The sequence below is a fragment of the Candidatus Terasakiella magnetica genome, assembly GCF_900093605.1.
In the GTDB taxonomy this organism is placed as follows: domain Bacteria; phylum Pseudomonadota; class Alphaproteobacteria; order Rhodospirillales; family Terasakiellaceae; genus Terasakiella; species Terasakiella magnetica.
In genome coordinates this window covers 265,618-278,379 of the sequence record NZ_FLYE01000023.1, presented here as the reverse complement: position 1 = coordinate 278,379, position 12,762 = coordinate 265,618, and the positions used below count along the sequence as shown (strand labels likewise).

Here is a 12,762-nt window from a genome sequence, read left to right as displayed (position 1 = left end):
TATATGAGTTATAATAATAAAATATTTTAACTTGTATATCAGGGATTTAGTTATGAGCAGTCATGTCTATAAAAAAGTCGAAATTGTCGGGTCTTCAACGACAACTATTGAAGATGCCATCAACACCGCATTGGCCAAAGCCTCCCAAAGCATCAACCATATGGATTGGTTTGAAGTCAAAGAAACACGCGGGCATATTGTGGATGGAAAAGTCGGACATTATCAGGTCGTGCTAAAAGTCGGCTTCAGGCTCGATTAAGCCGACTTCAAATATTTCGCATCAATTGTGTTCAGGGTATCTTGAAGCTGGTCTTCATTGATTGGCTTTAAAAGATATCCCTTTGCCCCTGCCTTGATGGCTTCCAGCACCATGCCTTCCTGCCCATGGGATGTCACCATAATGATCAAGGCAGATGGATTGTCTTTAACAATTACTTTGGTTGCTTCAATGCCGTTCATATCCGCCATGGTAATATCCATCGTGACCAGATCTGGCTTGACCTTTTTATACTGTACAAGCGCTTCACTACCGGAATGGCACGTGGCCACAATACGATGACCTAAAGCTTCAAGGTGCTTTTTGATCTTCTTGATCATGATCTGAGAATCATCAACGATCATTACGTTCAATCTTTTCATTACTCTCCCCCCAAGTAATTCAAACTCGTATCAAAAAGTTCCTTTGGCCCAATGCATAAAATATGTAGATTGCCATATTCTGTTTCCAGCTCAATTGAATAATACTGACTGGCTTTATGCTGTATCACTTTTTTCGCCCCCAACATGGTCATCGGTGGTGAAAAAAGAGTTGGGCTTGGGTTATTCATATCAATCTCGTTGGCCCCCTGCCCAAGAATGATATTAATAAACTCCCCAGCCATATCCATACATTCTTCTTTGCTGGCTTGAGCTTCTTCTAAAAAGGCACTTGCCACCCGCTGTAAGAGCATTTCATCATAACTAAAGCCGAGCAACATATTGATACTGCCAGCCACGCTGATTGTTGAGGTGACTTCACGTAGTTGCAATGTACTGAGCTGGCGCAAAGCTGTTTTACATTTTATGTCTTTAACACCAGCTTCTTCGCGCAAATAGTCTTTGACGTTGCGCTCAACCACATGCATCAGTTTTTCAAGTTTACTCACTCTTTGAGCCCTTATTTACTTATGAGGCTCTAGGAATACGGACTTCAACCATACTCCACTGACCGGGAACAGAAGACATGGCAATGGTGCCGCCAAACTCTTCAACAACCATTCGTGTTGCCGATAAGCCTACACCACGTCCAGACACTTCTGTCACCTCATCACGTGATGAAAACTGATCGTCAAAAACGGTTTGCAGTAACTCTTGATCAGACATCTCATCGACTTCTTTATCAGCCATATGGTATTTACTGATCAGAACATCCTTGATTTTTGCAGGTTCAATGCCTTGCCCATCATCCTTGATTTGAAGAATGATCTCACCATCGGTATCTCGACAGTGACAATCAATGGTCGCGATTTCATCCTTACCGGTTTCATCGCGCTCTTCCTCATCTTCAATGCCGTGATCAACTGCATTTCTAAACACATGGATCAGGCTTGAGGCCAAGTCATGGAATTTTTCGCGCTCAACAACAATTTCATCACCATGAATATCAATGTTGATTTTTTTATCAAAACGTTCCGCAAGGCTATAGGTTCCACGTGCAAGTGGCTTTAACATTTGTTTGAAATCAATGGTGTAAATGCTGTCGAGTTTTTCCAACAGCTCATTAATATTCGCATCTGAAAGAGCAGCCGGATTTTGCTCCCTGAGCTGAGCCACACGTTGTTTGATGGCATCAAGCAATAGATTGCTGACTTGCGAATAGCCTTTTTTATCGATGAAATCCTCACCAAGGATATCGGTAATCACCTGTAAATCAGTCTCTAAGGCCTCTATCATCTTGGTTTTAGATAGAGAAACATGATCTTGTTGTTGCTGGATTTCTTGTTCAATATCATGCAGAACAAGGGGCAATTCAATAAATGAATACTGATTGAAATGTCCCTTAAAGGTATGAATTTGGCGATAGATACTGACCCAATTTGAAGGTTCAAGTTCACCAGCCAGAAACGCCCTGAAATCCGAAATGACTTCAAACAACTCGCCTTGTTCACTGGCGGCTGTAACAATCATGTTCAAGCGATTATACTCGCCCTCAAGTTTGTTTTTCAGGTTTGTTTCCTTGGTAATATCCGTCAGGACAATCATAATTTTTGAGCTCTGAAGTACCTTATACTCGACCTTGAGCACATAGCTGTTCATCTCAAAGCATGCTGGCAATAGTGAGAGAACCATGCCTTGTGCAAATTCATCATCAAATCCAAGCGCACTGATCAGACTCTCTTTGAATAATTCTCTCTTTTGAACCTCTTGCTCTGTATAAAACAGGTCAAGAACATTGAGACCTTCCGGCTTACATTGGAAAAAATCGTTACAGGCTTTACTATATTCACTGCCAACAATCATATCTTTCCCAAAGGAAATAAACCCTTGGCCCGAGCTGTCTAGCAGGTCGGCAATATGCTGGCGGCTGATCAGGGCCGCATCGCGCGCTTCCTGAATCTGCTTTTCCATTTTCTTGCGCTCAGTCACATCAATGCCACCGCACGTCAAGCCAATGACCTCATCACTATCTTCTGCCGTAATGGGATGGACAACCAGATCAAAATATTCAGCATCTGGACTATCAACAACAGATGGAATTTCAACCCTTTCTGCGACCCCTGTTTTTAGAACGCGTTTTTTGATAACCCCCATTCGGTCCGCCAAATCCGTGGGCAAAATATCCCAATCGGTTTTGCCAATCACCTCATTATCGACAAAACCCATATGCGAATTATACAGCCACGTATAGCTTAGTTTTGTATCATGCTGACACAAAGCCATGGGACTGACTTTCAAAGCATCAAGAAACCTTTGCTCACTATCTTGGGCTTCCTCAAGCTCGCTTTCCAAGCTTGCAATTCTAGCTTCCAATTCAGTGATTTTCTGCTCTTGGCTATCTTTGGTCATTTTCTGTCACTTTTTCATCAGGAGATTTTGTTGATACTACCTAAAAACCAGATCAACCTAAAGGAATATTCGCATTCCTAAACCTATAAAATTATTGTGACGCTTTTTCGCCTAAAAAAACAGATGTCCAATTGTATTTCTCAATCAATACAAGAAGATAAGTAAAAGCAAAATCATGCTGTAATACACTCAAAAAAAGTCAATTAATCATAATTTCTTGAACAAATTAAATGAAGGCGTATATTGCGCCACATGGACAATTTACCCAAAAAACCAGACCGCCGCCTTAGCGTGGCCCCCATGATGGAATGGACGGATCGTCACCAGCGTGTTTTCATGCGTGGGCTGACAAAACAGACCCTGCTTTATACGGAAATGGTTGTGGCGCCTGCCATTATTTTCAGTAAAGATGGTCCCGGTCGTTTTTTGGATTACAATCAAGATATTGAACACCCCATTGCCCTTCAGCTGGGCGGGAGTGACCCCAAGCAACTTTCTGAATGCTGCAAGATTGCGTCTAACTGGAATTACGACGAGATTAATCTGAACTGTGGCTGCCCCAGTGACCGTGTAAGTGCCGGGCGATTTGGTGCCTGTTTGATGGCGGAGCCTGATGTGGTGGCTGATTGCATCAAGGCCATGCAGGATGCAACCGATATTCCCATTACGGTGAAGCACCGCATTGGCATTGATGATCTTGACAGTTATGAGCTTTTGGCTGGCTTTGTTGATCGTGTTGCCCAAACGGGCTGTGAAACCTTTATCATTCATGCACGCAAAGCCTGGCTTAAAGGCCTGAGCCCCAAACAAAACCGGGAAGTCCCGCCCTTGCGCCATGATATTGTTCATATGATCAAAAAAGATTTCCCTCATCTGGAAATCATCTTAAATGGCGGCATCCAAACCGTGGAAGAAGCCGCCAGCCATCTTGATAAAGTCGATGGCGTTATGATTGGACGGGCTACTTATGAAACACCTTATATTATGGCCAATGCCGATCAGCTGATTTTTGGTAATGAGAACAAAGAAGTCATCACCCGACAAGAGGCTTTAGAGCGTTTTCTACCCTATGTCGAAGAACAAGTTGCCAATGATGTTTATGTTCGTCATATGGCAAAACATCTCTTCGGCCTGTTCCAAAGCCAACGTGGTGCCAAAGCATGGCGACGTTACTTAAGTGAACATATGTTCCAGCCCGGTGTTGGTGCTGAAGTTATCTCTGAGGCTGCAAAGCTTATTGAATAAACAGCTATCAGCTTGAAATTAACAAGAATTGAAGTAAGATGCAGGCTCAATCCTTAAAGGGAAAGAAGAGTATGCCATTTAAAAAGATCGAATGGAGCGAAAAGCTCTCTATTGAGATTTCCCTTATGGATCAACAGCACCACGGCCTTATTGATCTATTCAATGATTTTCTAGAGGCTGTAGAAACAGAGCAACCTGTTGCTGCCCTTTGTGACCTGTTTGAGAAAATCATCACCGATGCGAAAGCGCATTTTCGCTGTGAAGAACAGTTGATGATGAATATCAATTATTCATCCATTCAAGAACATAAAAGACATCATGCCCAGCTTTTATCTGATGCTGTTGATATCTTTGCAGAATTGAAAAAAGCACATAGCTCTAAAGAGATACATGCTTCTGTTCTTTTCTTGCGTGCCTTGGTGCTCAAACATCTGGGCGAGCAGGATATGCAAATTAAAAGCTTCCTGCTGCGCGGTATTGAGCCCTAAAAATTACTTACAATAAAACCCGGCAATAAAGGGAAAATCACTTCTATCTGCCCATGCTGCGGTTTCAATCGGATTGACACCTTGTGCAATCGCCTTGGTTGGCAATACAGCAACCTGACCTTTTTTACAATTTACCAATACACTCATTTGCGTTGTATCTTGATGTTCCTGCATCATCACGGTAGAGCCCATAATAATATCAGGATAGGCCGGATTGGTGCGGGTCTGGGTTGTGTCAGCAGCAATCAGGTGTGAAACACGCGGCCAGAGGAAAGTCCATGGCTCAAACAGGTTTGAATGGCGATATTCTTTTAGAACGACGACTTCTGGCGGGAAAGCTTCCGCTGTGCGATCACCCCATGTATAGCGCATATAAGCATTAAAGCTGAGCAGGGAAATACCCGCGAGCATAGGCAGAACGAACTTGGGTAAGTCAACGCGCAAATACCTACAGATTGCCCAAACAGGCAAGCAAACAACGGCTACCAAGCAAATGGCAATGATAATATCCCACATAGGAGGTCTACTTCTAAAAATTCAATCAAAATGATGAGATGTGAAAATGCGCAGAAAGCAAAAAAAACTCAAGCGTTTCCTTCACTTTCAGGCATTTTTTATCACCGATTTCTAAACATGACCTCACGCAGGGTGATTTTTTCGCCTTTTGAAGCTTTATGTGCAGCTTGGGCAAGGAACAATTCACCTGAGGCCACTGCGTCCACCAAGGCATTATGGGCACGATAACGCGGCAGGTTATAGGCCTCACGCGCTTTTGCCAGACGTAACACGCCGCCATCAAGGGGCTGGTTGCGTTGCTGACGATTGCGTTTTTCAAGCTCTAACGTATCCACCGCACGGGTTAATAACGGATAGCCATAAATACGCTCACACGCAGCATTAAGAAAACCCAGCTCAATAGGGGCATGGTGGGCAAGCAAGACACGACCCGATAACGCCATCAAAACATGGGGCAGTATATCTTCTAAAGGTTCGGCTTCTGCCAAACGGTCATCGGTCAAACCATGGACAATGACAGAATCTTCCGGCAAGTCCCCGCTTGGGCGCACAAGATAATGGGCAGATTCAGACAAAATGACATTTTGATCAACAATCGGAGCAAACCCGACACTGAGAATTTCATCGGTTTCAGGGTTGAGCCCGCTTAATTCAAGGTCGATACAGAGATATTCCAACTCCTTATAGTCCGTCTCCGGCCAAGGAATTGGCTTTCTGTAATATTGTTTCATCGGCCCTTCTGGCATCTTAATCAGATACCATTCACGACGTAGGTCAGGACCGAATATGCGTTTCCACATTCCCTTGTTTCCTTAGGTGTAGGCCGAAGATAGGGCCGCTTGCATGGTTTTCACCACATTAAACGCGTCTTTTAGGTGGTTGCGTTCAAAATGAGACATATCTTCAGGCGGCATGAAGTTATCAGCCTTTTGAGAATTGCGGATTTGCTTAGCCTGATGGCGAAGACGCGTGATGCTGATAAATTCAAGTGCATCAAGCAGATCATCTGCCCCGTCTTGAGAAATGATTTTCTTTTCAACAGCTGCGCGCAAACGCTCTTCCGTATTGACCTCAGAAAGGCCCGCATCCAGTGAATAGGTCCGTGCAAGGTCGATAATCGGTACTACACCATTATGTTTGAGATCAAACGTATGGTCATGTTCCCCACCGCGGATCAGCACGAAATTCTTGAAGAAGCCAAGGGGGGGCTGGTGGGTCAGCGCATTACCTGCCATAAAGGATAAGAAGATACGGTTGCCAGTTGACTTTTTCAGGACAAAATCACGCAAGTCCGTATAGAGGCTTTCCTCGCCATAAATACTGCGCATATCAAAGAAGATGCTGGAATGCATAAGGGCTTCTGGCTCTGGTGCATCAATCCATTTAGAGAAATAGTTCTTCCAACCTGATAAAGGCTGGCGCCATTTATCATTGGTTGCCATCACATCACCCGGGCAATAGACATAACCACATTCATTCAATCCATCGCTGACAAACTTCGCCAGTTCACGGAAATAATCCCCATGGGTCGCTTCATCATAGCTATCATCAAGGATCAGACCATTATCCTGATCAGAAAGTGCCGTTTGTTCATGGCGCGCTTCTGAGCCCACAACAATCCATGCAAAAGGAACCGGCGCTTTGCCGAGTTTTTCTTCTGCCATTTGCAACAAACGTGTGGCAATGGCATCAGTCACAGTAGAAACCACGTGACCAATATTATGGGCCGTCGCCCCGCTATCAACAAGGTTCATCACCATAGATGGCACCTGTTTCACCACTTCGCGCAAGCCCGAAACAGTTTCACGTTTATAGATGTCACCCACAAGATAAACCATGGAGGTGGTCTGTTTTTGGATAATATTCGTTGTGGTTACAACACCTGCGACTTTCTCACCATCAAGGATGGGAAGATGGCGGATATTGTTTCGCGACATGGTCAATAACGCATCAAACAGATAGTCTTCTGCATCAATATGAATAGGGTCTGGCGTCATGATCTCTGCTAAGGGCTGATCATAAGATAGGCCTTCTGCAACAACACGTTTGCGCAAATCCTTATCCGTCACAATACCGGATAATTTGTCATTATCAGTGACAAGAAGGCAAGATACCCCTTCATCCGACATGACTTGAGCCGCCTGCTGGATTGTAACATCTGCCTTCGTGGTAATTGGTTCACGTTTAAGCATGTCGCGCACCTTGGCCGACATAAGACCCATACCGTCATCACCGCCGGTTTCCACATGTTCACGAGCTGAGCGCAAACGATCCCCGCCCATAGGGGCAAAGAAGAAGGAGAACTGAGGATATTCACTACAAAGGCGATTAAATTCAGTGACGGGTAACAGGTAGAGCAAGCTGTCTTCAATGGCTTCACAGCGATTTACTGCAACACCACCGCGCAACAGGGCACGCACGCCAAAACATTCCCCTTCAGACAGGCGGGCAAGTAAGTGGCCTTCAGGGTCATGTGTTTCAACCGCACCTGTGCGCACGACCCACAAGAATTTATTTTCATCCCCCGGCTCAAACATCACGGTGCCACGACGGGCATAACGAACTTCGATCGTTGTTGGTAGTGTTTCAATTGCCTCTTCTGGCAAGAGATCAAAAGGATGATGTACTTTTAGAAAATCCCTTATCTCGATCAGTTCGATGTCCATATAAGGTCCCCTTTTTTAACCCGAATCAAATTTTGACTACATTGGTCGTTTTCGACCTAAAGGTCAAGCGCAAGACTATCGCATTAGATATGCAACTTTCGAATGGGTCGTTTGCGCGCACAAATAGGAGCTTAGAACAAAAGAAAACGGGCCCTGCAAATGCAGAGCCCGCTTCTTTAGATTGGTTCGCTTAGAACTCTAAGAATAAATCTTAGTGATCTTGAGCAGCACCCGCACCTTTAGGGATACGAATGTCTTCAACCATAGCTTCGATTTCAGCCGGAACTGGAGCAGACATGTTCATCACGATGAACGCTACTGCAAAGTTGATGATCGCACCAACAGTACCGAATGCTTCTGGAGAGATACCGAACATGTGGTTAGCAGGAGTGTTAACAAACAGTTCTGTACCTTTGATGAAGAAGAAACCTTTATAAGAGAAGATGTACAGCAAAGTGGAGCCGATACCAGCTGCCATACCAGCGATAGCGCCAGTACTGTTCATTTTCTTAGAGAAGATACCCATCATCAAAACAGGGAAGATTGAAGATGCAGCCAAACCGAACGCAAGTGCCACTGTCTGTGCAGCGAAACCTGGAGAGTTCAGACCGAAGTAACCAGCCAAGATGATCGCACCGATCATAGCAAGACGAGCATACAACAGTTCTTGTTTCTCAGAAATTTCTGGCATGAACGTAGACTTTAACAAGTCATGCGATACAGCAGAAGAAATTGCGAGAAGAAGACCAGCAGCAGTAGACAAGGCAGCAGCCAAACCACCAGCAGCAACAAGAGCAATTACCCAGTTAGGAAGTTGTGCAACTTCTGGGTTCGCAAGAACCATGATGTCGCGGTCAACTTTAACCATCTCGTTGCCTTTCCAGCCCCATGCAGCGGCTTTAGCAGCGAAATCTTTGTTCTTGTCGTTGTAGTATTGGATACGGCCGTCGCCATTTTTGTCTTCATATTTCAGAAGGCCAGTAGCTTCCCAGTTTTTGAACCACTGAGGACGTTCGTCATACTTCAAGTTACCATCAGCAGCGCCAACGTCACCAACCTGGATAGCGTTCATCAGGTTCAAACGAGCCATTGCACCAACAGCAGGAGCTGTCGTGTAAAGGATCGCGATGAAGACCAATGCCCAACCAGCAGATGCACGTGCGTCACGTACTTTAGGTACTGTGAAGAAACGAATGATTACGTGTGGCAGACCAGCTGTACCGATCATCAGGGAGAAGGTGTAGAACAACATGTTCATCATCCCGCCCTTTTGAGCAGTGTACTCTTTAAAGCCAAGATCAGTGATTACCATGTCCAATTTAGTCAACATAGCAATGCCGCCCTCTGTTTCAGAGAACAGGCCGACTTGTGGCAATGGAGAACCAGTGAGGTTCAAAGAGATAAATACAGCAGGAACTGTGTAAGCACAGATCAATACGCAGTACTGAGCGATCTGAGTGTAAGTTACACCTTTCATACCACCGAGAACGGCGTAGAAAGCTACTGTAACCATACCAATGATCAGACCAGTTGCGTAATCAACTTCCAAGAAGCGACCAAATGCAACACCGATACCTTTTACCTGACCGATAACGTAAGTGATAGACGCTACGATCAAGCAAACAACCGCTGTTACACGTGCTGTAGAAGAATAGAAACGGTCACCAACGAATTCCGGCACAGTGAATTTGCCGAATTTACGCAGGTAAGGAGCGAGAAGCAGTGCCAAAAGCACGTAACCGCCAGTCCAACCCATCAAGAAGATAGATGCGTCGTAACCTTTAAAGGCAATAAGACCCGCCATTGAGATAAATGATGCAGCTGACATCCAGTCAGCAGCTGTAGCCATACCGTTTGCTACTGGGTGTACGCCGCGACCCGCAGCGTAGAATTCACCTGTAGAACCAGCTCTGGCCCAAATTGCGATACCAAAGTAGAGCGCGAAAGAGCCGCCCACAAAGATATACGTTAGTGTAGTTAAATCCATATTAGTCATTCCCCAGACGATATTAGTCTTCGTGTACGCCGAAATCTTCGTCAATTTGTGACATTTTCTTAGTATAGATCACAATGATCGCCAAGAAAACGAGAATTGAACCCTGTTGTGCAAACCAGAAACCCAGTCCAACACCACCAAACGGTACCATAGCATCCAGCGCGTCACGCAGGAGAATACCAAAGCCATATGAACAGATTGCCCATACAACCAGAAGCCAAGTTACGAGGCGAATATTCGCAGCCCAGTAGCCTTGTCCGTCATGATTACTCATAAAAAAAAGCCTCCCCTACAAATGAGAGCTTCCGCCACAAAAAATGCAGCGGTTTATTGTTCCAAAAAATTAAAATACGACAACTTTATTACAAACAAAGCGCCGTAACCCGCAATTTTGTACCGCAACTAAGGACCCATGGTCCAGCAATCAATGCAAAAAAAATTGAGAAATTTTAATTTTTTGTAGGGCTCGCAAACATGTTTTTGCACTTGCGAACAAGAAAACCCTAATCGACACACCCCGGCAACCCTTTATTTTCCGCTAGTCTTGAACCACTCTAATTAAAAAACGGCACAAAGCCTAAGTTTCTGGTATTACCGCCAACTTTTTTTACTTTGTGCAGTGCAATATGCGTTTAATTCATGCCTGAAATCCGAAAACTGCATGGCTAATTACCTAGAATCACTTACGACCTGTCAAAAGAAGTACCTCTTTTGGCGTATATTTTTTCCAAAATTCGGTATTTTATTCCCTTGATGGTTTTCGTGATTTTTTACATTTCTATACAATATGTCTTTCGCATTTAGGGCTTCTTCGTATAGAAAGAGTGTAAGGAATTTGTAACACATTAAATAAGCAATAAAAGGCACCTATATAAAGTGGCTCCAAATTACATGCACAATAGGAAAAAACGAAAAGGCCATACCCGTGGTGCAAAATCTGCGACCATGCCTTTATATGCTGCATTGGATTTGGGGACTAATAACTGCCGTATGCTCATTGCCCGGCGTACCAAACAGGGCTTTCGCGTTGTTGACTCATTTTCACGCATTACCCGCCTTGGCGAAGATGTGGCCCAAAGTGGTCGCTTAAGTGATGATGCCATGGAGCGCACGCTTAAGGCCTTGCTTGTGTGTTCAAAGAAAATCCAGAACCGCAATGTCTCGTTTGTACGTTCTGTTGCAACAGAAGCATGCCGGCGTGCTGAAAACGCCCTTGATTTCCTCACCCGCGTTCAAAGTGAAACGGGTCTTCAGCTTGAAGCGATTAATCCTGAAGAAGAAGCCAGCCTCGCCTTAACCGGATGTGCCTCTCTTTTAAACCTGAAAAAACCCAAAGGCCTTGTCTTTGATATTGGCGGTGGCAGTACGGAGATCATGTGGATTGAGCTTGACCGTATGGGCGACCCTCAGGTCGTTGATATTATCTCCCTGCCCATCGGGGTTGTGACTGTTTCTGAAGAATATGCGCACAATAATGAAGTCAGCGAGGAAAGCTATCAGGCCATCCAAGAAATGGTTCTTGCTGAAATTGAAGAATTTAGTGAGCGCAATAACATTGTAAATGAAGTGGCAAACGGTGTGGTCCAGATGTTGGGCACATCCGGCACGGTCACCACCCTTGGTGCCATTCACCTAAACCTGCCAAGATACCTGCGCTCAAAAGTAGATGGCATGAACCTGCCCTTTGATGAAATCCATCGTGTCTCACACAACTTGCTTGAGATGAATGAGGATGAACGCGCAGCTCACCCCTGTATTGGGGCCAACCGTGCCGACCTTGTCATTGCAGGCTGCGCCATTTTGGAAGCCTTATGCAAACTCTGGCCTGTGGGCGAGTTGACCATTGCTGATCGTGGCATTCGTGAAGGTATCTTGCTTAAGCTGATGCGTACAACGGAACAAGAACTCACCCCTTAAAAGGGCCTATTTGACGAGTTTACTGCCTTAACACTTTATTTCTGTTATAAAGAAGACTATGTAGTGCTTAGCAAATGACTTCTTTTATATAAGTGTTGATATGTCCCAAAGTAAGAAATGGAAAACCACCCAAGCCCGACGCGACAAAACCGTACGGGTTAAAACTGCGCGTGGTCGCAAGTCGTCTTCCACACGGTGGCTGCAACGTCAACTCAATGACCCTTATGTTCAAGAAGCCCGTCGCAAGGGCTATCGCTCACGCGCGGCCTTTAAACTGATTGAAATTGATGATCGTTTCCAGTTTTTAAAACCCGGTCAAAAAATTGTCGATCTTGGCTGCGCACCGGGCGGTTGGACCCAAGTTGCCGCAGAACGTATTGAAGCAGAGAAAAATCCTGACGGTCACGTCATCGGTATCGACCTTCAAGAAGTTGAAGACATTCCCGGTGCGACCTTGCTGGTTGGGGATTTCATGGAAAATGATGCACCAGATCGCTTAAAAGAAGTCATCGGCGGCTCCGTTGATGTGGTCTTAAGTGATATGGCGGCTGCGGCCAGTGGTCATCCACAAACTGACCATCTGCGCATCACCGCCCTTGTCGAAGCAGCGGCTTTTTTTGCACAAGAAGTGCTTAAACCCAATGGCTGGTTTGTCGCGAAAGTTCTTGCAGGGGGAACAGAAACCGCCTTGCTGCAAGAACTGAAAAAATCTTTTCTTTCTGTGCGCCATGCAAAACCACCCGCAAGCCGCAAAGATTCATCTGAGACTTATCTGATTGCCAGCGGTTTTCGTGGTAAAAACGACTATAGCTAAGATTGTCATCTTATACTTTTTACGCACATGCAAAAAAAACTTTGACCGGATGTATGAATCTTGTGGAAGTTTGGT

The 12,762-nt window shown here is 44.9% G+C and carries 13 protein-coding genes; 5 read left to right on the top strand and 8 right to left on the bottom strand.

Going from position 1 to position 12,762, the window contains the following annotated elements:
- Positions 1-52: 52 nt before the first annotated feature.
- Positions 53-259 (top strand): dodecin, encoded by a 207-nt coding sequence (locus MTBPR1_RS10580; RefSeq protein ID WP_069188975.1) that lies wholly within the window; start codon positions 53-55, stop codon positions 257-259.
- On the opposite strand, the gene MTBPR1_RS10575 is transcribed toward MTBPR1_RS10580, so the two are convergent.
- The 3 genes from MTBPR1_RS10575 to MTBPR1_RS10565 are packed head-to-tail and all read right to left on the bottom strand — an operon-like array spanning position 256 to position 3,045.
- Positions 256-639 carry a response regulator gene (locus MTBPR1_RS10575; RefSeq protein ID WP_069188974.1) on the bottom strand — a complete coding sequence of 128 codons (384 nt, stop codon included), beginning with the start codon at positions 637-639 and terminating at the stop codon, positions 256-258. The two genes, MTBPR1_RS10580 and MTBPR1_RS10575, sit on opposite strands and share 4 nt — an antisense overlap.
- Positions 639-1,145 (bottom strand): chemotaxis protein CheX, encoded by a 507-nt coding sequence (locus MTBPR1_RS10570; protein WP_069188973.1) that lies wholly within the window; start codon positions 1,143-1,145, stop codon positions 639-641. The genes MTBPR1_RS10575 and MTBPR1_RS10570 overlap by 1 nt, the downstream gene beginning before the upstream one ends.
- A 19-nt stretch (positions 1,146-1,164) precedes the next feature.
- On the bottom strand, positions 1,165-3,045 hold the full coding sequence (locus tag MTBPR1_RS10565) for an ATP-binding protein (RefSeq protein WP_069188972.1): 1,881 nt from the start codon (positions 3,043-3,045) through the stop codon (positions 1,165-1,167).
- A gap of 252 nt (positions 3,046-3,297) precedes the next feature.
- Here MTBPR1_RS10565 and dusA point away from each other — a divergent pair, with 252 nt between their 5' ends.
- Together dusA and MTBPR1_RS10555 are read left to right on the top strand one after the other, a co-directional pair.
- Complete coding sequence (dusA, locus tag MTBPR1_RS10560) at positions 3,298-4,290, top strand: tRNA dihydrouridine(20/20a) synthase DusA (RefSeq protein WP_069188971.1); 993 nt, start codon at positions 3,298-3,300, stop codon at positions 4,288-4,290.
- A gap of 71 nt (positions 4,291-4,361) precedes the next feature.
- The gene (locus MTBPR1_RS10555) at positions 4,362-4,778 is read left to right on the top strand and encodes a bacteriohemerythrin (protein WP_069188970.1); all 417 of its coding nucleotides are present in this window, start codon (positions 4,362-4,364) and stop codon (positions 4,776-4,778) included.
- Positions 4,779-4,781: 3 nt separating this feature from the next.
- Here the strand turns inward: MTBPR1_RS10555 and MTBPR1_RS10550 are convergent, their stop codons facing one another.
- The 5 genes from MTBPR1_RS10550 to MTBPR1_RS10530 all read right to left on the bottom strand — a co-directional run bounded on the left by MTBPR1_RS10550 (position 4,782) and on the right by MTBPR1_RS10530 (position 10,230).
- On the bottom strand, positions 4,782-5,294 hold the full coding sequence (locus MTBPR1_RS10550) for a hypothetical protein (protein WP_069188969.1): 513 nt from the start codon (positions 5,292-5,294) through the stop codon (positions 4,782-4,784).
- 101 nt (positions 5,295-5,395) lie between these two features.
- On the bottom strand, positions 5,396-6,094 hold the full coding sequence (locus MTBPR1_RS10545) for an exonuclease domain-containing protein (protein WP_069188968.1): 699 nt from the start codon (positions 6,092-6,094) through the stop codon (positions 5,396-5,398).
- A gap of 12 nt (positions 6,095-6,106) precedes the next feature.
- Positions 6,107-7,960 carry a DUF294 nucleotidyltransferase-like domain-containing protein gene (locus MTBPR1_RS10540; RefSeq protein ID WP_069188967.1) on the bottom strand — a complete coding sequence of 618 codons (1,854 nt, stop codon included), beginning with the start codon at positions 7,958-7,960 and terminating at the stop codon, positions 6,107-6,109.
- A 211-nt stretch (positions 7,961-8,171) separates the two neighbouring features.
- Positions 8,172-9,947: a sodium:solute symporter family protein gene (locus tag MTBPR1_RS10535; RefSeq protein WP_069188966.1), complete on the bottom strand. Its 1,776-nt coding sequence runs from the start codon at positions 9,945-9,947 to the stop codon at positions 8,172-8,174.
- A 22-nt stretch (positions 9,948-9,969) separates the two neighbouring features.
- Positions 9,970-10,230 carry a DUF4212 domain-containing protein gene (locus MTBPR1_RS10530; protein ID WP_069188965.1) on the bottom strand — a complete coding sequence of 87 codons (261 nt, stop codon included), beginning with the start codon at positions 10,228-10,230 and terminating at the stop codon, positions 9,970-9,972.
- Between the two features lie 617 nt (positions 10,231-10,847).
- Between MTBPR1_RS10530 and MTBPR1_RS10525 the strand changes: the two genes are divergently transcribed.
- Positions 10,848-11,873 (top strand): Ppx/GppA phosphatase family protein, encoded by a 1,026-nt coding sequence (locus MTBPR1_RS10525; protein WP_240492882.1) that lies wholly within the window; start codon positions 10,848-10,850, stop codon positions 11,871-11,873.
- A 100-nt stretch (positions 11,874-11,973) separates the two neighbouring features.
- On the top strand, positions 11,974-12,687 hold the full coding sequence (locus MTBPR1_RS10520) for an RlmE family RNA methyltransferase (RefSeq protein ID WP_069188964.1): 714 nt from the start codon (positions 11,974-11,976) through the stop codon (positions 12,685-12,687).
- The last annotated feature ends 75 nt before the right edge of the window (positions 12,688-12,762 follow it).

Bases quoted from the DNA above. Each gene is read 5' to 3' on its own strand.
- dusA (WP_069188971.1), top strand. From the start codon at position 3,298: ATGGACAATTTACCCAAAAAACCAGACCGCCGCCTTAGCGTGGCCCCC.
- MTBPR1_RS10550 (WP_069188969.1), bottom strand. From the start codon at position 5,294: ATGTGGGATATTATCATTGCCATTTGCTTGGTAGCCGTTGTTTGCTTG.
- MTBPR1_RS10575 (WP_069188974.1), bottom strand. From the start codon at position 639: ATGAAAAGATTGAACGTAATGATCGTTGATGATTCTCAGATCATGATC.
- MTBPR1_RS10530 (WP_069188965.1), bottom strand. From the start codon at position 10,230: ATGAGTAATCATGACGGACAAGGCTACTGGGCTGCGAATATTCGCCTC.
- MTBPR1_RS10565 (WP_069188972.1), bottom strand. From the start codon at position 3,045: ATGACCAAAGATAGCCAAGAGCAGAAAATCACTGAATTGGAAGCTAGA.
- MTBPR1_RS10540 (WP_069188967.1), bottom strand. From the start codon at position 7,960: ATGGACATCGAACTGATCGAGATAAGGGATTTTCTAAAAGTACATCAT.
- MTBPR1_RS10525 (WP_240492882.1), top strand. From the start codon at position 10,848: ATGCACAATAGGAAAAAACGAAAAGGCCATACCCGTGGTGCAAAATCT.
- MTBPR1_RS10520 (WP_069188964.1), top strand. From the start codon at position 11,974: ATGTCCCAAAGTAAGAAATGGAAAACCACCCAAGCCCGACGCGACAAA.
- MTBPR1_RS10555 (WP_069188970.1), top strand. From the start codon at position 4,362: ATGCCATTTAAAAAGATCGAATGGAGCGAAAAGCTCTCTATTGAGATT.
- MTBPR1_RS10535 (WP_069188966.1), bottom strand. From the start codon at position 9,947: ATGGATTTAACTACACTAACGTATATCTTTGTGGGCGGCTCTTTCGCG.
- MTBPR1_RS10580 (WP_069188975.1), top strand. From the start codon at position 53: ATGAGCAGTCATGTCTATAAAAAAGTCGAAATTGTCGGGTCTTCAACG.
- MTBPR1_RS10545 (WP_069188968.1), bottom strand. From the start codon at position 6,094: ATGTGGAAACGCATATTCGGTCCTGACCTACGTCGTGAATGGTATCTG.